The 18685-nt window shown below is 67.0% G+C and carries 16 protein-coding genes and 1 pseudogene; 9 read left to right on the top strand and 8 right to left on the bottom strand.

Features of this window, described 5'->3' with window-relative positions; translation table 11 throughout:
* Positions 1-32: 32 nt before the first annotated feature.
* Positions 33-2549, bottom strand: coding sequence for an MMPL family transporter (locus tag B3G12_RS02265; protein WP_055085962.1), 2517 nt, complete (start codon positions 2547-2549; stop codon positions 33-35).
* A gap of 77 nt (positions 2550-2626) precedes the next feature.
* Positions 2627-3316 (bottom strand): TetR/AcrR family transcriptional regulator, encoded by a 690-nt coding sequence (locus B3G12_RS02270; protein ID WP_290498890.1) that lies wholly within the window; start codon positions 3314-3316, stop codon positions 2627-2629.
* A 96-nt stretch (positions 3317-3412) separates the two neighbouring features.
* Here B3G12_RS02270 and B3G12_RS02275 point away from each other — a divergent pair, with 96 nt between their 5' ends.
* From B3G12_RS02275 to B3G12_RS02290, 4 genes are all read left to right on the top strand, one after another.
* On the top strand, positions 3413-4615 hold the full coding sequence (locus B3G12_RS02275) for a sensor histidine kinase (protein ID WP_290498906.1): 1203 nt from the start codon (positions 3413-3415) through the stop codon (positions 4613-4615).
* Entirely contained in the window at positions 4612-5496 is an 885-nt protein-coding gene (locus B3G12_RS02280) for a response regulator transcription factor (RefSeq protein WP_055085966.1), read from the top strand. Before B3G12_RS02275 ends, B3G12_RS02280 begins: the two co-directional genes overlap by 4 nt.
* A 170-nt stretch (positions 5497-5666) precedes the next feature.
* Positions 5667-6464: an ABC transporter ATP-binding protein gene (locus tag B3G12_RS02285; protein WP_238694030.1), complete on the top strand. Its 798-nt coding sequence runs from the start codon at positions 5667-5669 to the stop codon at positions 6462-6464.
* Entirely contained in the window at positions 6464-8680 is a 2217-nt protein-coding gene (locus tag B3G12_RS02290) for an FtsX-like permease family protein (RefSeq protein WP_290498892.1), read from the top strand. Before B3G12_RS02285 ends, B3G12_RS02290 begins: the two co-directional genes overlap by 1 nt.
* Before the next feature lie 184 nt (positions 8681-8864).
* Here the strand turns inward: B3G12_RS02290 and B3G12_RS02295 are convergent, their stop codons facing one another.
* Positions 8865-9380: a hypothetical protein gene (locus B3G12_RS02295; protein ID WP_055085972.1), complete on the bottom strand. Its 516-nt coding sequence runs from the start codon at positions 9378-9380 to the stop codon at positions 8865-8867.
* A 620-nt stretch (positions 9381-10000) separates the two neighbouring features.
* Between B3G12_RS02295 and B3G12_RS02300 the strand changes: the two genes are divergently transcribed.
* The 3 genes and pseudogenes from B3G12_RS02300 to B3G12_RS02310 form a co-directional block, all read left to right on the top strand.
* Positions 10001-10291, top strand: coding sequence for a plasmid mobilization relaxosome protein MobC (locus tag B3G12_RS02300; protein WP_238694029.1), 291 nt, complete (start codon positions 10001-10003; stop codon positions 10289-10291).
* On the top strand, positions 10288-11034 hold the full coding sequence (locus tag B3G12_RS02305) for a relaxase/mobilization nuclease domain-containing protein (RefSeq protein WP_126874851.1): 747 nt from the start codon (positions 10288-10290) through the stop codon (positions 11032-11034). The genes B3G12_RS02300 and B3G12_RS02305 overlap by 4 nt, the downstream gene beginning before the upstream one ends.
* Positions 11035-11145: 111 nt before the next feature.
* Positions 11146-11337: pseudogene (locus B3G12_RS02310) on the top strand (IS5/IS1182 family transposase); the annotation flags it as partial.
* 121 nt (positions 11338-11458) lie between these two features.
* On the opposite strand, the gene B3G12_RS02315 reads toward B3G12_RS02310, so the two are convergent.
* Positions 11459-11938 carry a general stress protein gene (locus B3G12_RS02315; protein WP_344205628.1) on the bottom strand — a complete coding sequence of 160 codons (480 nt, stop codon included), beginning with the start codon at positions 11936-11938 and terminating at the stop codon, positions 11459-11461.
* A gap of 626 nt (positions 11939-12564) precedes the next feature.
* On the opposite strand from B3G12_RS02315, the gene B3G12_RS02320 reads away from it, so the two are divergent.
* Entirely contained in the window at positions 12565-13656 is a 1092-nt protein-coding gene (locus tag B3G12_RS02320; RefSeq protein WP_094393350.1) for a hypothetical protein, read from the top strand.
* A 50-nt stretch (positions 13657-13706) separates the two neighbouring features.
* Here B3G12_RS02320 and B3G12_RS12420 read toward each other — a convergent pair whose 3' ends face one another.
* The 4 genes from B3G12_RS12420 to B3G12_RS02335 all read right to left on the bottom strand — a co-directional run bounded on the left by B3G12_RS12420 (position 13707) and on the right by B3G12_RS02335 (position 16685).
* Positions 13707-14048 carry an integrase core domain-containing protein gene (locus tag B3G12_RS12420; RefSeq protein WP_161971385.1) on the bottom strand — a complete coding sequence of 114 codons (342 nt, stop codon included), beginning with the start codon at positions 14046-14048 and terminating at the stop codon, positions 13707-13709.
* Between the two features lie 71 nt (positions 14049-14119).
* Positions 14120-14932: an IS5 family transposase gene (locus B3G12_RS02325; RefSeq protein ID WP_290498895.1), complete on the bottom strand. Its 813-nt coding sequence runs from the start codon at positions 14930-14932 to the stop codon at positions 14120-14122.
* A gap of 101 nt (positions 14933-15033) precedes the next feature.
* Complete coding sequence (locus B3G12_RS02330; protein WP_290498896.1) at positions 15034-15648, bottom strand: hypothetical protein; 615 nt, start codon at positions 15646-15648, stop codon at positions 15034-15036.
* 830 nt (positions 15649-16478) lie between these two features.
* Positions 16479-16685 (bottom strand): cold-shock protein, encoded by a 207-nt coding sequence (locus B3G12_RS02335; protein ID WP_121846641.1) that lies wholly within the window; start codon positions 16683-16685, stop codon positions 16479-16481.
* A gap of 659 nt (positions 16686-17344) precedes the next feature.
* Between B3G12_RS02335 and B3G12_RS02340 the strand changes: the two genes are divergently transcribed.
* The gene (locus B3G12_RS02340; RefSeq protein WP_290498898.1) at positions 17345-18535 is read left to right on the top strand and encodes an alcohol dehydrogenase catalytic domain-containing protein; all 1191 of its coding nucleotides are present in this window, start codon (positions 17345-17347) and stop codon (positions 18533-18535) included.
* Positions 18536-18685: the final 150 nt, after the last annotated feature.

An 18685-nucleotide genomic window follows, 5' to 3' on the forward strand; every position in this document is an offset into this window, starting at 1 on the left:
CGGGGCGACGGCCGGTTCGCGAGGCGCCGAACTCACTGGGTGGGCTGCGCAGGGTAGGAGGGCTGCGCAGGGCGCTCCAGGGAGGCACCCTCCACGTCCACGTCCGGGACGATCCGCTCCGCCCACTTCGGGAACCACCAGGCCTTCGCGCCCATGAGGTGCATCAGCGCCGGGATGAGCGTCATGCGCACCACGAAGGCGTCGAAGAGCACGCCCGCGGAAAGCACGAAGCCGATCGAGGCGATCATCGGGTCCCCGCTGAACACGAATCCCATGAACACACCGGTCATGATGAGCGCGGCGGCCACGACCACCCGGGCGCTGTGGTTGAAGCCCACGACCACCGCGGTCTTCCCGTCCCGGCCGTGGCTGTACGCCTCGCGCATGGCCGAGACCAGGAACATCTGGTAGTCCATGGCCAGCCCGAAGAGGATCCCGACCGCCAGGATGGGCAGGAAGCTCAGGATGGGCCCGGGCTCCGTGATGTTGAACAGATCACCCAGCCAGCCCCACTGGAACACGGCCACGGTGGCGCCGAAGGCCGCGAGCAGGGAGAACAGGAAGCCGATGGTGGCCGACAGGGGCACCCAGATGGAGCGGAAGACCAGGATCAGCACGATCAGGGACAGCCCCACCACGATCGCCAGGTACACCGGCAGCACCTTGAAGAGGTTCTCTGAGATGTCGATGTTCATGGCCGTCTGACCCGTGACGCCGAAGCTCGCCTCCCCCTCGGGGGTGTCCAGGCGCAGGTCTCGCAGGCTGTTGACCAGATCGGTGGTGGACTCGGCGCTGGGGCCCTCGTCCGGGATGATCTGGTACAGCAGCATGGAGTGGTCCTTGCTGATCGCCGCGGGCACCACGGCGGAGACGTGGTCCTGCTCGCGCAGCTGCTCACCCAGGTCCACCTGCAGGTCCTCGGCCTGCTCCTCGGTGGTGCCTTCCGGGAGGTAGGCGGCGGCGACGACGGTGCCGTTGCGGCCCGCGCCGAACTTGTCCTCCACGATCTTGTACGTCTTGTACGCGCCGGAGTCCGCGCTCTGGCTGCTGCCGTCCGGAAGGCCCAGCCGCAGCTGGGTCATGGGGACGGCGATGATCCCGAGCACGGCCACAGTGGCCAGGATGGTCAGCACCGGCTTGGCGAGCACCACCTTGAGCCAACCGCGCGGGGTGGTGTCCCGCTCGGCGGTCAGGGCGTGGGCTCGGTCTGCGGTGTGCTGCTCGTCCTCGCCCACGATCTCGGCGGCGTCACGGCGCAGCTGCGCGCGGCGCTGGATGGCGTCCCAGCGGCGTCGCGGCATGACCCGGCGCCCGATCAGGGACAGCATGGCCGGGGTCAGCGTCACGGCGACCACCACGGCCATGACCACGGCGAACGCGGCCACGTTGCCCATCACAGACAGGAACGGGATGCCCACCACGTTCAGGGCCAGCAGCGCGATCACCACGGTGGTGCCGGCGAAGAGCACGGCGTTGCCGCTGGTGCCCGTGGCCAGCGCGATGGACTCGTGCATGCCCATGCCGCGGCGCAGGTTGTTGCGGTGGCGGTTGAGGATGAACAGGGAGTAATCGATGCCCACCGCGAGGCCCAGCATGGAGCCCAGTGCGGGGGTGGTGGAGTTCATGTCCACCACGTCCGAGAGCGCGAACGCCCCCAGGTAGGCCGCGCCCACGCCCACGAGCGCCATGAGCACGGGAAGTCCGGCCGCCACGAACGTGCCGAGCATGATGAGCAGGATGATCAGGGCGATCACCATGCCGATGATCTCGGAGGTCACGCCCATCTCGGTCATGCCCTCGAGGTTCTGGTCGAACTGCACGTCCAGTCCGTGCAGGTCCGTGTCCTCGAACGCGGAGCGGACTTCCGCGAGGGTGTCCGAGGAGACCTCGTTGATCTCGTGCTCGAACGTGACACCCGTCAGCGCGGTGGTGCCGTCCTCGGAGATCGAGCCGTACTCGCTCGTGAGATCGAGCTTCTTCTCGTTGCGCTCGAGCTCCGGCTTCTGCTCGTCGATCTTCTTCTTCTGCTCGTCCAGCTGCGCCTGCTGCTGGTCGATCTGCTGCGTGGCCGAGGCCGGGGCGTTGGCCGGGATCTTGGAGCGGGCGGCGTCGATCTGCTGCTGTGCGCCCGCCAGCTGCTTCTCGCCCTGCTCGAGCTGGGAGCGGCCGTCCTCGAGCTGTTTTCGGGCGTCGTCCACCTGCTTCTGCTGCGAGAACGGGTCCGTGGTGGAGTCCACCCCGTCGATGCCGTCCACCTTCTTCAGCGCGGCGGCCACCGCCTTCTGCTGCTGCTCGGTAATCTTGCTGCCGTCCGTGGTGGAGACGATGGCCTGACCCACCCCGGCGTCCGCGTTGACGTCGAACGCGCCGGCGAGGTCGTCCTGGACCTGGGCAGCCTTGGTCCCGGGGATCGTGATGCTGTTGCTCAGCTCGCCCTTGAACGCGAAGAAAGCGCCCCCCAGGGCTAGCAGGATGACGAGCCAGGCGGTGATGACCACCCAGGCCCTACGGGCGGCGAAGCCGCCGATTCTGTACAGGAATGTCGCCATAACTCACTTATTCGGTCTCGGGAGCGGGTCGGCGGGCCCTTGCGGCCCCGCCGGTGGAATGGGGTGCGTTGGACGCGTTACAGCTGCGGCAGCCCGGCATCCACCTGCTGGAAGGCCCACTCGATGTGGGGGACGAGCTCTTCCGCCGGTGGGATGCGGTCCTTGACCTCCAATGGGGTCAAGGTTTCGCGGGGCAGGTGGTGGAGTGCGGGGCGTGCCAGGCCCAGGCCCAGGCCCAGGGCCAGGTTGGTCAGGTAGAGCCGCAGGCGCATCTGCTGCTCCAGGGAGAGCTGCGGATGCTCCGCTTCCACCTCGGAACTCGCGAGGCTCCCCTTGCTGGTGAGCGTGAGGACCACGTGGCGGGTCAGGATCTCGCCGGAGTCCGGTGCGAGAGCGGCGGCCAGATGGACGAAACCGGTGAGGCACTCCAGCCCGGCTGGCGTGGCGAGGCGGATGAGGACGCGGTCACGGACGGCCGTGGGAAGCTCCGCCACGGGGGTGTCCGCGGGGACGTCCAGGCCGGAGAACAGGGGGGTGAGGTACTCCTCGATGCGCGTGAGCGCGGTGTCCTCGATGCTGTCGAAGTGGTTGAACACGGTGCGCTCCGAGACGCCCGCGCGGCGCACGAGGTCCTTGGTGCGCAGCCCGGCGAGACCGTTCTCCAGCACCAGCTCCTCCGCCGCGGCGAGGATGTCCCGGCGCGTGGCGGTGCGGCGTGTGCCCCGTCCGTCCTGTGTTCTCCCGCTGTGCGTGCATGGCCCGATCACGGTCTGAGAGTAACCGTGTTGGTGCAGTTACTGCAAATTTCTCGTGGGCCGACGACGACGTGGTGCGGGCTCCCCGCCGGATAGTGTGCTGCGGTGATGGTTCTGCACCTCAGACTGGCCCAGTGGATCGAGAACCACCCTCACATCAGCAATGCCCTGCTGGTGCTCGTGGGCGGCTTTGTCACGATCTTCTTCACGGTGTCCGCGCTGTGGGACGGGGTGACCTGGTGGTGCATGCTCGTGTGCTGGCTGCCACTGTTCTTCCGCCGGGCCGCACCCACGGTGGTGGCGTACCTCCACGGGGCACTCGTGCTGCTGAGCCTGCTCGCGTTCAACGTGGCTCCCGTGGGTCTGTGCCTGTGGTCCGTGCCGTGCGTGGTCTACACCGCCGCCATCCGCTCGCCCCGGCGGGCCCGGCGCGGCGTCTACCTCGCGGCCCTGCTGGGCAGCGCGGTGCTGGGGTGGCGCAGCAACCACTGGTTCCTGTTCCTCCCCGAGAACTACTCCACGGCCGAGTGGGCGATCGTGGGCACGATGTTCGGTGTCAGCTCCGCGGCCTGCATCACGGTGGCGTACCTCGCGGGAGACCTCGCCCGGGGCCGGCGGCAGCGGCGCGAGCAGCTCGAGGACCGTGCCCGCAGGCTCGAGATCGAGCGAGAGCAGGAGGTGCGGATGGCGGCCCAGGACGAGCGGGCAAGGATTGCCCGGGAGATGCACGACATCGTCGCCCACTCCCTGTCCGTGGTGATCGCCCAGGCGGACGGCGCGCGGTACGCGGCGGCGTCGGACCCCGGCGTGGCCGTGGCGACCCTCGGCACCATCGCGGACACCGCACGCGGCTCGCTCACCGAGATGCGCAGACTGCTGGGCGTGCTGCGCACCGAGGACGCCACGGGGACCTCGCCGGTGCCGCAGCTGGAGCAGATCGAGCACCTGGTGGCGTCCGTGCGGGACGCCGGGCTGCCCGTGGAGCATCGCGTGAACGGGGAGCCGGCCCTGTCCGCCGGCGCGCAGCTCACGCTCTACCGGGTGGCCCAGGAGGCCCTGACCAACGTGCTGAAGCACGCGTGGCAGGCCTCCTCCGTGCGTATCGTGGTGGAGCACCGCCCGGACGGTTCCTGGGCCGAGATCACCAACGACGGCGCCGCGAGCACCAGCCGAACGCCCCGCGGGGGCTACGGGCTGCAGGGGTTGCGCGAACGTGTGGACCTCCATGGCGGCTCCCTCACCGCGGGCCCGCACCCCGATCGTCCGGACGTGTTCGTCGTCCGGGTTACCCTGCCCGGGGAGGAGAAATGACGACAGCGCCGCCCGTGAGGGTTCTCATCGTGGACGACCAGCCGCTCGTGCGCGGCGGCTTCCGCATGCTCGTGGACTCGCAGCCGGACCTCACCGTGGTGGGGGACGTGGGCGACGGCGTGGCGGCCGTTGACGCCGTGCGCCCCGGGCTTGCCGTGGCTGGGGCTCCGGACGTGATCCTCATGGACGTGCGGATGCCACAGATGGACGGGATCGAGGCCACGCGCGAGATCCTCGCCCTCGCCCCGCAGGTGCGGATCATCGTGCTCACCACGTTCGACCTCGATGAGTATGCACTTGAAGGCATACAGGCTGGTGCGAGTGGTTTTCTGCTGAAGGATGCCCGCCCCGAGGAGCTCTTGGACGCCGTCCGCACGGTTGCGCGCGGGGACGCGGTGATCGCGCCGTCCACCACGCGGAGGCTGCTCTCCCACCTGGTCTCGGGGGCGGGCCGCTCGGTCGCCACCACGTGCGAGTCGGCCGACGGCCCGGGTGGTCGTTCCGGCAGCGCGGGTGCTGTGCCCCCCGGGGACGGTTCGGGTGGCACGGGTGGTTCAGGCGGTGCGGCCGGCGGTGCCGGGGCGTCCGGTGGCTCCGGGGTGCCGGGCGCGGACGTGATGGTGGGTCCGGGCGGCGTGGTGACGAGCGCCGGGAACGATCCGTGGCGGGACCCGCGGTTGCAGGGCCTCACCTCGCGCGAGCGCGAGGTCTTCGAGCTGATCGGCGCGGGGTGCTCCAACGCGGAGATCATGCAGCGGCTCTTCCTCTCCGAGCCCACGGTCAAGACGCACGTGTCCCACATCCTCTCCAAGCTGCAGGCCCGGGATCGGGTGCAGGCAGTGGTGATCGCCTACGAAACCGGTGTGGTGCTGCCGGGCTGAGTCCCGGGCGGGGCACGGCCACGACGGGTGTGGCGCCGCCCGGCTGGGTCCGGGCCTCATCCCCGGGTATGAGAGCCGCGGGCGCGCTGTGGCTCACGCCACGGCACGCAGGGCGCAAGCTCGTACCCCCGTTCGATGAACGGGCGGATCCGGCGCACCACAATGACGTCATGACTTCTCCTGAGCCCTCACTCGCCCGCTACGACAACCCGCCCTGGTCCGAGACCAGCCAGCCCGCCCAGACCACCCAGCCCGCCGCGAGCGCCCCGCGGCGCATCGCCGTGAGCGCCGCGCACGTCTCCCGCACCTACGGGACCGGGGGCACCGAGGTGGCGGCCCTGCGGGACGTGAGCCTGGAGATCCCCGCGGGCACGTTCGTGGCCGTGATGGGTCCCTCCGGCTCCGGCAAGTCCACGCTCGTGCACTGCCTGGCCGGCCTGGACTCCCCGGACCGCCACCCGGAGACGCGGATCGTGGTGGGCGGCCAGGACATCGCCGGGCTCTCCGACGACCAGCTGACCCGCTTCCGCCGCGACCACGTGGGCTTCGTGTTCCAGGCGTTCAACCTGGTCCCCACGCTCACCGCCCGGCAGAACATCGAGCTGCCCCTGGCACTGGCCGGCAAGAAGGTGGACACCCAGCGCCTCGACGCGCTGGCCACCACCCTGGGCATCACCGAGCGCCTGGACCACCGTCCGGACGAGATGTCCGGCGGTCAGCAGCAGCGTGTGGCGATCGCCCGTGCCCTGCTCTCCCAGCCGGACGTCGTGATTGCGGACGAGCCCACCGGCGCGCTGGACTCGGCCACGTCCCTGGAGGTGCTGGCCCTGCTGCGCCGGTGCGTGGACGACCTGGGCCAGACCGTCGTCGTCGTCACCCACGACGCCACCGTGGCCGAGGCCGCGGACCGCGTCCTGCGTGTGCGCGACGGTGAGATCTTCTCCGACGACGCCCAGGAGGCCAACTGATGCTGCGCGTGGTTCGATCACGGCTCACGCAGCAGTGGAGCCGCTACGTCCTCGTGGTGATCTGCGTGGCGGTGTGCGCGGCCTTCATGACCGCCGCACTGGGCCTCGCGAGCACCCTCTCCGCGAGCCTCGCCTCGAGTCTCGCGGCACCCTACAAGAACGCCGACGCCGTGGTGAGCACCCCGGACAGCGAGCAGGCGCCCGCCAGCGCGGACGCGCAGCAGCTGCAGACGATCGAGGCGCTGCCGGACGTGAAGAGCGCGTGGTCGCCCACCACCAAGATGGTGCATGCGAAGTCCTCCGGGACGGACACCGGCGCCACCCAGGTCAACGACCTCCCTGCTGACACCTCCCTGGTGCCGGCGGGCCTCAAGGACGGCTCCTTCCCGGACGCCGCGAACCAGATCTCGGTGTCCGAGGGCACCGCCAAGGCCATGAACGTGGGCGTGGGGGACACCGTCCAGCTGGAGCAGTACGGTTCGGAGGACGGCACCACCGCGGACTACAAGGTCAGCGGCATCACGGACCAGACCGCCTCCGGAGGCGTGCCGGACTGGTACGTCACGGCGGCCGGGCTCAAGACCGTTCCCGGTGAGGGCATGGACATGGGCGGTGGGATCCTGCTGCGCACGGACGGCACCCCGGACGAGGACCAGCTGGCCCAGTTGGCCACCGAGATCAACCGGATCCTGGGCACCGGTCAGGGCGGTCAGCCCGCGCTGACGGTGCAGACTCCGGACCAGATGGCGCAGGACCTCCTGGACGACATGTCCCAGGGCACCGACGTGCTGGCCATCTTCCTGGCGCTGTTCGCCGGGCTGTCCGTGCTGGTGGCGCTGCTCGTGGTCACGAACACCCTCTCCGTGCTCACCGCCCAGCGTGCCCGCGAGCTCGCCCTGCTGCGGTGTGTGGGGGCCACCGGGTCCCAGCTGCGCCGCGCGGTGCTGCTGGAAGGCCTCGTGCTGGGCGTGGTCTCCTCCGCGCTGGGTGTCGGTGCGGTCACCGCCCTGGTCGTGCTTGCCCGCACCGTGGTCTCCACGGGGTCGCTGGAGCTCACGCTCACCCCGCGGGATGTCGTCGTGGGTCTCGTGACGGGCGTCCTGCTGACCGTCGTCGCGTCGCTGGGCCCGGCCCGGCGTGCCCGTGGCGCCTCCGCCCTGGACGGGCTGCGCGGTTCCCGGGCGGCGGACGGGCTGCCCGTGGTGCGCACGGTCTTCGGGGCGGTCGTCCTGATCGCCGGTGCCGCGGCGCTCGTCTTCGGTGCCACCCAGCACAGTGCCGGGTGGGGCATCGCCGGTGGTCTCGCGGCGTTCCTCGGCGTGGTGCTGACTTCCCGCGCCTACATCCCCTCACTGGTGCGCGGGGCCGGGAAGGCACTTCCCGGCGGGATCCCCTCCCGCCTGGCCGCCGCCAACGCTGCGCGCTACCCCACCCGCACGAGCACCACGGCCACGGCCCTGCTGATCGGCGTGCTGCTTGTCTCCACCGTTCTGACCGGTGAGCACGTGGCCCGCGTGAACCTGCTTGAGCAGCTTGATCAGGAACGGCCCGTGGACATCTCCGTACCGGCGCAGGTGGGTGAGCTCAGCCAGCAGCAGGTCCACGACCTCGGGGCCCTGCCCAACGTGCTGGGTGTGCAGACCGGCGGGAACCTGCCGGACGGAGCCAGCGCGAGCGTCGACGCTGCGCAGTACCTCAACGTGCAGCAGGCCACGGACCTGCGACGCTCTGTGGCGGACGTCCTGCATGTGAGCAGCACCCAGCTCACCGGCGCCCTCATGGAGAAGGCCGGCTACGTGGCCGTCCTGGACACCATGCTCACCGTGGTGCTCGCTCTGCTTGCCGTGGCCGTGGTGGTCTCGGTGCTGGGCATAGCCTCCACCACATCCCTCTCCGTGCTGGAGCGGTCCCGGGAGAACTCGTTGCTGCGGGCGCTGGGGCTGTCCAAGCGCCAGCTCGGGGCCCTGATCCGGCGCGAGGCGCTCGTGATCTCGCTGGTGGCCGCAGTGGTCGGACTCGTGGCCGGGTGGCTGTTCGGTGTGCTGGGCGTGATGTCCCTCTTCACAGAGGGCATGACCGTGCGACCGGTGGTGCCCTGGGGAGGCTTCCTCCTGATCCTCGCCGGGGCCGTGGTGGTGGCGGTGCTCGCCTCCGCCCTGCCGGTGCGCAGGGCCACCAGGCTCAGCCCGGTGGAGGGCATGGCCCGGGCGGACTGAGAAATCTGCGGGCTGGCCGAGTGGCAAGGGGGCGGTCACTCTGTTCTTCAGCTCCCTCACTCCCAGGCTGGACGGTAGGCCCCGTCAAAAACAACACCACAGAACAAAATGAGGAAGAGCTGAGGGCAGGAAAAGAATGAGGGTGAGCGAAGCGAGCTCCATTGCCCGCCTTGTGAGTCACTCTCTAGGCGAGTGCCGGCTTCGGGTAGGTCTCATCGAACCAGTCGATGAACTGCTTGACCGTTCCTACCTTGGAGATTCGCTCGTGGATGGCTTTCTGATCGTGGCCTGGCAGGAAGTCACCTCGACCGACGGCCTTGCCGCATCCGCACTCGCACAGGCGCTCATCGAGGGGTGAAGTGATGTACCCGACCGGGTTGCGCTGGCCCTTGATGGGTGCATCTCTCCCTACGTACTGGTCGTAGACGGGATGTCCCGGAGCCAACGGGTGCCCCGTCAATGCCCGTCGTGTAGGAGTCGGAACGATCTCATCGATCTCCACGGCGAAAACCACTTTCCCGTCATGAGAAAAGAGCGCGTAGCTCTCCCGATCGGCGCGCCGGCCCAGCACCCAGCACGAGCGATTGACGTCGTACAGGGCCTGTGGGCTGGCCTGCGGGTCGTACCCGTTCCATGTGCGCTCCATCTCATCGACGGCGGGATCCAGCTCGCGCCGGGGACCAAGAGTGAAGTGAAGCATCGAACATCCTCCATCATAGGTAATACCCTTGTTTACCGGGGTATGCGGTTATCGTAACGCATAACCGCTCACCCCGGGGTCCGCGGTTATTGCCCTAGGGGCTCGGGGCTGCCCCTGCTCTGTCGAGACCCAAGGGCGTGATCGTCTTCCGCTGCGCTGCAGACGATGCGTGGTGGTGTCCTGGCCCTGGCTCTGTCCTCCTGCGTTGGTCAGGCCCAGAACCCCACCACGCCCCCCGTTCCAGCGCGCTGTGATCCTCCTTCGTCGGGGCGCTGAAACGGAGATGTTGGATATGATTGTCCGTAACGGAAAACCTGGCGCACCGCTCGTTCCTCGCTGCCAGGTGTTCCCGTTCCGGTCAATCCCCTTGCTCCTGCGGAGGGCTGGTCTCGACCCCTTGGCGGGGTCTCGGAAGGGTGGTCCCGTTGGGCTTGTTCTCACGTCGTTCAACCTCGCCGGGCACGGTCCCTTCGGGGTCCGGGAACCGGTGGGAGGAGCTGCTCGAGGAGCAGCCCCTCGCCTCACCGGACCCGGAACCGACTGCTGCGGAACCGGCGCCTCGGGTGCGGGGTGCTGGTGGGCGGCCGGTGGCGGTGGAGCCGCGCACCCGGCGGGTATCGATGTCGTTGACCGAGGCCGAGCACCGGGCATGGACAGAGGCCGCCGGCGGGCAACGGGTCTCGGTGTGGGCTCGGGAACGAGTCCAGGAACAGCTCGAGGCGAGCACCCCGGGGGCGGGTGAGGTGCAGGAGTTGGCGAGGATCCGGGCGGATCTGGCGCGGGTGGGGTCGAATCTGAACCAGTTGATGCGCGCGGTGAACCAGGGGCAGGTCGTCCCGACCCCGCAGCTGCACGAGGCCGTGGAGGCCCTGGCTCGGGAACTGGGCGCGTTACGGAGGGCGTTGCCGTGATCGCGAAGATCACCCGGGGGTCGAACCCGGGCAACATTGGTGCCTATCTGCATGGGCCGGGGCATGCCAATGAGCACTTCTACGAACGCAACGGGGGCCGGTATGCCGGTGGTGTGGTCGTGGGCGGGAACGTGTTCGTGACCGGGGATGCGGATGAGAAGGCGTGGGTGAAGGAGATGCGCGCGGCGATGCGCACCCGCCCGGAGATTACGAAACCGGTCTGGCAGGCCTCTTTGCGCAACACTGTCGAGGATCGGCGGTTGACGGATGCGGAGTGGGCGCAGGCAGGACAGACGTTTGCGGAGTCGATGGGCTTCGCGGAGCACCCGTGGGTGATGGTCCGTCACGCCGATGACCACGTGCATGTGGTGGTGTGCCGGGTCAGTGACGAGGGGACGGTGTGGCACGGTCGCAACGACCGGCGTGCGGTTCAGAGTGCGTGCACCCGCCTGGAGTTGGAGCACGGGTTGCAGACCGCGCCGCGGCGCCGCGCGGCGGGCCGCGGTAAGCGCTCGGTGGCCGCGGTGCGTCAGCAACAGGAGCAACAGGCGGAGGTGGTGGCGGCCCGCCGCGCGGAATGGAAGCAGATCCGCAAGTTCGTGAAGCTGGACAACCCGGCACCCCGGAAAAGAACCCCGGCACCCCGGCCGCAACAGCGGGTAGCCCCGCCTCATCCGTTGGAGCAGGCGCAGCACCTTCGTCGCCCCGGCCCCGGCCGAGAGGACCGTGGACGGGGTCTGTAGCTGGTCTTAGAGGTCGCGCGGGTAGGGCGCGGCTTGTCGGGGATGTGACGCAGGCACGGGATGTCCGCTTCGATGTGGATTGCCTAGATCTACGTCGTCGCGAGGAGTCCCGTGCCTGCGGTGCCAGCATCGTTCATCGAGCCGTTGTGGGTCCAGTTCGAGGCCCTGATTCCTGCGCGGGTCGACACCCATCCGTTGGGGTGTCACCGGCGGCGGATACCGGACCGGGTGGTGTTCGACAAGCTCGTGGCCCGGCTCGTGCTGGGCGGCTCTTACCACAGGCACGCCGACGACCCTGCTTCCCGGCGAGATCCGCTCCTGAATCCGCCCCAGCGGTGAGTGTCGGGGGAGCGCAGAGGGCCACGGCCCTCAGCACTTACTCGGGCGTGGGCCAGCACCCGGTCCGGGCCCGGGCCTTTGGCGGTCAAGTCGTGGGATGGCTGGCGTCGAGCTTGGCCGTGGCCGCCTCGACGTACTCGGCCTCCACGAGGATCTCGTAGGAGGACGCCTCCAGGCCCTGGACGCTACTGAAGTCCCGGCGCCCGCCGGTGGCCGCGTGACCCAGCAACCCGAAGATCAGCCCCCACACCGCGCCCAGGAGCACCGCCCACAGGATTACCGACAGCCACCCCACGACCGTGAAAAGACCCAACAGCAAGCCAATGAGCAATCCCAGCCAGGCCCCGGAGGCGGCCCCGTACAGGGCGGCCTTGCCGTAGGTCATCCGCCCGGTGACCTGCTCAACCAGGCGCAGATCGGTGCCGACCAAGCGCACGTGCTCAACCGGGAACCCGGCGTCGGAGAGTCGATCGACAAGGCGCTGAGCCTGGTCATAGGAGGGCACTGTGCGCAGGACCTGGTAATGAGCCGAAGCAGTAGGTGGAAGAGGGGAGGGATGGGACATTTTCATCGTTTCCTGTTCGTGGTGACGATCCGACCCGGACGGTGGCCTGCACCCGGGGTTGCCGGGCACCTGGGTCGGGAGTGGACTCTCAGGGCCTTACAAAATGTCGCAGACCTTACCAGGATAAGCATATTTATCTCTGCAGTAAACGCCCGGCCCGTCTTCGGCGCCTCGTGCCACACATGCCTTCCCGCTCGGGTTGCGGCGGGCCACAATTCGCCTTTCACGTGCCCGGCTTGCCGTCTTCGGAGCTGGGCCTTGACACCCCTGCACCGGGTACCCCCGCATCAGTACCGCACCTGCCGCTGGGCAGTCGATGCATCACCTGTCCGAACGGAATCGACCGGCCCCACGCTGATCACTGCTCCCACACCGCCGAAGCACTTCAACCGATCCGTCACTGCAGCATCATCGAGAAGCCGTCCTCGACACCGGCAGGTCCCGGGCCCGCTGGCTGTGATGTCTTCGCGCTGGCGGCGTCGGCGGGGAGAGGATTTCGCAGTGAGCAGCACCGCTCTTTCCGAGATCGAGGCGACCACCGAATCCGGCCCGCGGTGCTGCACGAAACCTTGGGGGCTCCATCGAGCCAGTGGCAATCCGGCCCGTGGTTGCCTCACAATGGAGCGGTGACTGCTGAGCGTTGCCGATCCACCGCCGATCCTGCCGAACCCCTTTCCGATGCCGAGCTGCTCATCGGCCTGGTGGTCTCACCATCCCTGAGTGCGGTGCTCGGCCCCGAGGTCACCACCTCGGTGCGCGAGATTTTGGTGCAGCGGTATCCGGGAGTGCGCTGGCAACTGAAGATGGCCGAAGACCGGCTGGTCGATCCACCCACCGAGACCTTGGACCTGCTGGAGGCGGCCCGAAACCGCGTGCTGGAGGAGAACTGGGATTTGGCCGTGGTGCTCACCGAGATCCCCCTGAAGACCGGCCGACGTCCGGTGCTCACCCAGCTCAGCCCCGTGCACGGGGTGGGACTGGTCTCCGTCCCAGCCCTGGGAGCCGTGCACGTGCGGCAGAAGGTGCAAGAGACCACCGTGCACGTGGTCGGGCAGCTCCTGGGCTACGACGCCGAAGACCTCAACGCCCAGCGGGATCTTGCTCGAAGAGCCCACCAGCTGTCCACCGATCTCGACGAACGCCCGGATGACAACGTCGTGCAGTTCACGGCCCGAGTGCTGAGCAGCAACGTGCGGTTGCTGCTGGGCATGATCCGCGCCAACCAGCCTTGGGCCTTCGTGACCCGGCTCTCCCGGGCGCTGGTCGTGGCAGCGGCCACCGGCATGCTGACATTGGTGGCCTCGGACCTATGGGTACTGGCCATGGCCTACGGGCCGGTGCGCCTGGTCCTGCTGGCGGTGATGGCGATCGGGGCGGTGAGTGCCACCCTGATCCTGGGAGCCGACTTGTGGGAGCGCCCACGGCGGCGAGCCCAACGTGAGCAGGTGATCCTGTTCAATTTGGCCACCACCGCGACCGTGGCCATCGGGGTTGTGGTGTTCTACCTCGTCTTATTCATCCTGTCCTGGGTCGGCGCGCTGCTGCTCATCGACGAGCAGGTACTGGCCGGTGTCGCCGGTCACCCAGTGAACGCTTTGGACTACGCGAAGATCAGCTGGCTCACCGCCAGCCTGGCCACCGTGGGCGGAGCACTAGGAGCTGGACTGGAGGACGAAGATGTGGTGCGCGCCGCTGCCTACACCCGGTCCAGCACCTGACACAGCCCCAGCACAGAAGAAACTGAAACATCTACGCGTTGATGCCACGTCTATGCAGGTGTCATTGCCGGTCGCGATGACTTGGTGGGCTCAGCGCAGTGCGCTGCCTCGTACTCGGCGGGTGGGGCGTTGCCGAGGCGGGTGTGCGGGCGGGCGCTGTTGTACCTGTCGATCCAGGCCAGGGTGAAGCACTCGACGTCGTCGACGGATCGCGGCGGTCCGGGCTGAAACCGGGAATGATCCCGGACCGCTTCGTTTGACGAACGCAGGAGGTGTCTAAAAGTGCGCTGTCCGCCGTGGGAAGCGACGATCTTCTCGCGACTGGTTACCGGCGCCTGGTCATTGCCAACATGCGGCAAAGCCTTGTGGTATCCGTGTAGGGCGATGACCACCTGCGCCTGGCCGTGGAGGATGAGTAAGAGGTTCCGCCATTAGGTCATGGTCGTCGGGTCGGGCGGGTGGCCTAGCGGTGGGTGGTCCAGGCCTCGCGGAGGAGCCTGCGAGTGATGATGATGGCGTTGGCCAGGGCGATGAACGCCTCGATTACCCGGATACGTTTCTCGGTGCAGACGGCCAGCTTCTGGAACCCGCGGTTGTGCCAGGAGTTCGTCCGTTCCACCACCCACCTGGACGTGTTCTGGATCGGGGCGGGCACGCCCTTGGCCGCGATCCTGGCTTCACAGCCGAGCTCGGCGAGCAACCCCCGGGTGCCCTTCGAGTCGTAGTCGGCGTCCAGGTGCACGGTGATCCGCTCCGGCAGGTCGAAACCGAACCGGGACAGCGTCTCCAACGTCGGGCGCAGCAACGGGGAGTCGTGGCGGTTGGCCGGGGCCACCACGGTACCCAGCGGGATCCCGGCGCCCTCGACCAGCAGCGACCGTTTCGTGCCCTGCTTGCCGCGGTCCACCGGTGACCGCCCGGCGGCCTCGCCACCGCACGGGGCCTTGGTGATGCACCCGTCCACGGCCAAGTTCTCCAGCTGGAGCCCGACCATCTTCTCGTAGCCCTCCAGACAAAACTGTTCCAGCTCCTTTAAGGCTCCGGCCTCGATCCACTCATCACGCCGGCGGCGGATCGTGGTAGCCGAACACGTCGTGTCGGAGATCCTCTCGTAGGCGGCCCCGGGGACGAGGACCTGGACCAGCTTGTCGAACACCACCCGGTCCGGGATCCGTGGCCGGTGGCAACCCAATGGATGCTCGTCCGCCACAGCAGGGATCAGCATCTGGAACTGGTCCCAGATGGGTTCGATGATGCACGATGGAACGGCAGGCACGAGTGCTCCTCGTCAACACACTGATTCTCAACAAATCCGTGTTTACCAGGCCTCGTGCCTGTCTCATGCCACCGCTCCACCACACCTATCGGCGGAAGCTCTTAGGCCGAGAAGATGCGGGAAAAGAACCCGCGGCGCGGCTCTTGAGAGGTCACGGGTGTGGTGGGTCCCGGGGATGCTTCCGGCTCCTCGGCCGGCCTGGCACGAGCAGGCTCGGGAGCCGTAGGAGCCTGTGGGGTGTGGGAGCTCTGCCCGGTGAGCATCCGCAGCGCTATGCGTTCGGTTTCGTTGGCGATCTGGAGGGCATCGAGAGCTCGGCGGCGTTCTTCGGCTCGTGCTTCAGCAACTTCGGCGCGCCGTCGCCATTCCTGGACCTCAGTTTCCAACTCACGGACGCGCTCGAGCAGATGCCTGGTGCTCTCCGATCCCTCCGAGGGTTGAGCAGACGGCGTCGATGGTCTGGCCTGTGAGGCGGGGCGGAACCCCTCGCCGTGGATGAGGCCCACAGCGATAAGTGCGGTCATGGGCACCTGCCACCCGGCGGAAGTGATGGTGGCCCCCGCTTCTTCCAGCTCGGCGCGTCGTCGGCGGAGGGTGCTCACGCTGACACCTGCCACATCGGCGGCTTCCTTCATCGTGAACACCGCACTGGAACCCCCTGATACCCCTTCCTGGCTAGGGGCTTCGTTGCTGGGGGCGTCACCGTGAGTGGTCATGACACCCATTCTGACACCCCACCGTAGGGTCTCCTGATACCCCGGGTCTTTCCACCCTTTGCAACCACCCAAAACGCGCAGGGACATGTGGCCCCTCTTGGCACCTTGTCATGAGGCCCCCTGATACCCCCAATTGAAACCCCGAGAGAGACTTCTGCACGCAGATGCCACCGCTGCACTTGGGCCTCTACCTCACCCCTAGGAGCAAGATGCGGGGAGAGCAAGGTAGAGCGTGCAGGGGAGGGGCGAAACGGGTCCTGATTCCTTGCGGGAATGGGCCTGTGGAAGAGGTGCCCTAGGCTGCGGTGACCAGCAGACCTGGGGCCCATCCAGTGATTTTGGATGCGGTCAAGGAGACCGGCATGCCCTGCGGCAAAGAGAGCAAGCCACCGTTTGCCGTGATCAAGCCCGCCCCGCAGAGATGAAGGAAAGATCCGCCATCAATCAAAGAACCCTCTTCTTCGAACGCACGGGCTTTTTCAGCGTTGTAGCCCAGAGAACGGGACCAGGCAGTATCGGACTGAACAGGGCAACGGCTAATCACGCTACTTTTTACCCCCTGCAGGTACTCAGAAACCGGGATGAGCTCGCCCTGGATAGTGGCCCCTCCGGTGAAGAGCGTGACTTGTGTTGGCCCGCCGTCCATGCTGGAGCGGATGAAGTGTTCCAGAGCTGGGTCGAGTCGCCGAGCTGATGTCCTTAGTCAGGAATTTTGGTGAGTTCCCTCACCTGGGGTATGAGTAGAGGCCCCTCACCATTCAGGTAGGGGCCTCTACTTGCCGACCGGGGAGTAGGGATCCTACTCGCAGGTCAACCTGCCACGAAGTGGGTCAGGACAGAACGGAGATGTTCGTGGCTTGGAGGCCGCGATCACCGTTCGTGACGTCGAACTCAACCTTGGCGCCTTCGTCCAAGGAACGGTAGCCGCCGGAGTTGATGCCCGAGAAGTGTGCGAAGACGTCGTCAGAGCCGTCGTCGGGGGCGATGAAGCCGAATCCCTTGTCAGCGTTGAACCATTTAACGGTGCCAGTAGTCATGTGAGACCTGTCTTTCTGTCAGAAAGGGAGCGTGCCCTGAATTTCAGGGGCTCAGGCGTTGCGATGCTTGCCATAAACGTTTCTTCAGAAAAACAACCGGCCCAGGTGGGCGGGCAAAGCTCAACATAAAAACGAAACTTCAACAACTAATAATCAATCTACGGCCTGGGCGAGGTGGTGTCAAATCCTGGGCGATCATCGGAAAAATCGTTGGAAATGCGCGTAGCTCTTCGGTCCCGTAGGTACCGGGGGAGGGCCACCGCGATCAACACGGTCGTGCCCAGGAGGTAGCCACTTACCAATAACAGGACGCTGAGGAGGAGGGGGTGAGGATGTCTGGGTTCGCAGGGTTCATATGCCGGGAAGGGAGAAGCGGGAGGATCTTCTGGGTGCCCCTACATCCTAGAACGGTGGTCTTCTGACCTGTAAGGCATAGGTTGTGAGATCCCATCGGTACTTTTTGGTTTTGCACGACCGTTACGAGCCTGGGCAAGCCCCCCAGAACGCGGATTCGTCCAGGACGCTTCCCTCCCCACGAGGCCCCTGGGGGTCGATTTAGCCTGTGAGAGACTTGTGGTTCACTTAGACAAGCCTCAGGACTGGGGCTGGACCGAGTCTCCCCGGGCCCCGGTGTGAGAACTCAAGAAGGAGTGAAGAACATGGCAGGCAACCGTTCCGTCGTCTTGCGCGGCGTGAAGAACATGCAGGTTGAGGATCTGGACTTCCCGAAGCTCCAGATGCCCAACGGCAAGAAGGCACCCCACGGTGTTGTCCTGAAGATCGTGGCTTCCAACATCTGCGGTAGTGACCTCCACATCTACCGCGGATCCTTCCCCGCCCCGGAAGGCATGGTCATGGGGCATGAGATGACCGGGGAAGTCGTGGAAATCGGCTCTGACGTCGAGTTCCTGAAGGAAGGCGACCTGGTCTCGGTTCCCTTCAACGTGGCTTGCGGCCGCTGCCGCAACTGCCGCAACGGTCGTACCGAGGTCTGCCAGACCTGCAACCCGGACGCCGATTCCGCTGCCTACGGCTTCAACCTGGGCGGCTGGGACGGCGGACAGGCCGAGTATCTCTTTGTTCCCTATGCGGACTTCCAGCTGCTGAAGTTCCCGGACCGTGACCAGGCCATGGAGAAGATCCGCGATCTGGCGCTTCTCTCTGACATCCTCCCGACTGCCTTCCACGGCCTCATGGAGGCTGGCGCCAAGCCCGGGTCCACTGTCTACCTCGCGGGGGCCGGCCCCGTGGGCCGTTGCGGCGCCGCAGCTGCGCGCCTGCTGGGGGCGTCCTGCATCATCGTCGGCGACCATGACAAGGATCGCTTGGCCCTGATGAAGCGCAACGGTTGCGAAACCATTGACCTCAACGAGGATGTCCCGCTGCAGGACCAGATTGAAAAGATCCTTGGCGAGCCGATGGTCGACTGCGCCGTGGACTACGTCGGCACCGAAGCTCACGGCATCGGCAAGGACGCGGACAAAGAGGATCCGGCCTATGCGATCAACCAGGTGATCGACGTTACCCGCGCGGGAGGCGCCACCGGCATCATCGGCATCTACGGGCCTGACCCCCTGGCGGAGTCCAAGGACGAGCAGAACGGCATCTACCCGATTGAATTCGGCAACGCCTGGATCAAGTCCCCGAAGATCACCGCTGGCCAGGCGCCGATCATGCATTACAACTACGAGTTGATGCAGGCGATCCTGTGGGACCGCATGCCGTACCTGTCGGACATGCTGCAGACCAAGGTCATCAGCCTTGACGATGCTCCTCAGGCCTACGCGGACTTCGACAACGGCTCGCAGGAGAAGTACATCATCGACCCGCATGGCATGATCGCCTGCTGATCTTGCTCACCTGGTAGTGAGGCCCTGGCAATTTGCCAGGGCCTCGCTACCGCCAGGACGCGCCCCAAGCTGAGGGCGCCTTTTCGTTCTCTTCTATGGCCGGTCAGGAAAAACAGCTGGCCGTGAACCGGCTCTTCAGGATCCAGGGTG

This window comes from Kocuria sp. UBA5001 (assembly GCF_002398425.1).
In the GTDB taxonomy this organism is placed as follows: Bacteria; Actinomycetota; Actinomycetes; order Actinomycetales; family Micrococcaceae; genus Kocuria; species Kocuria salsicia.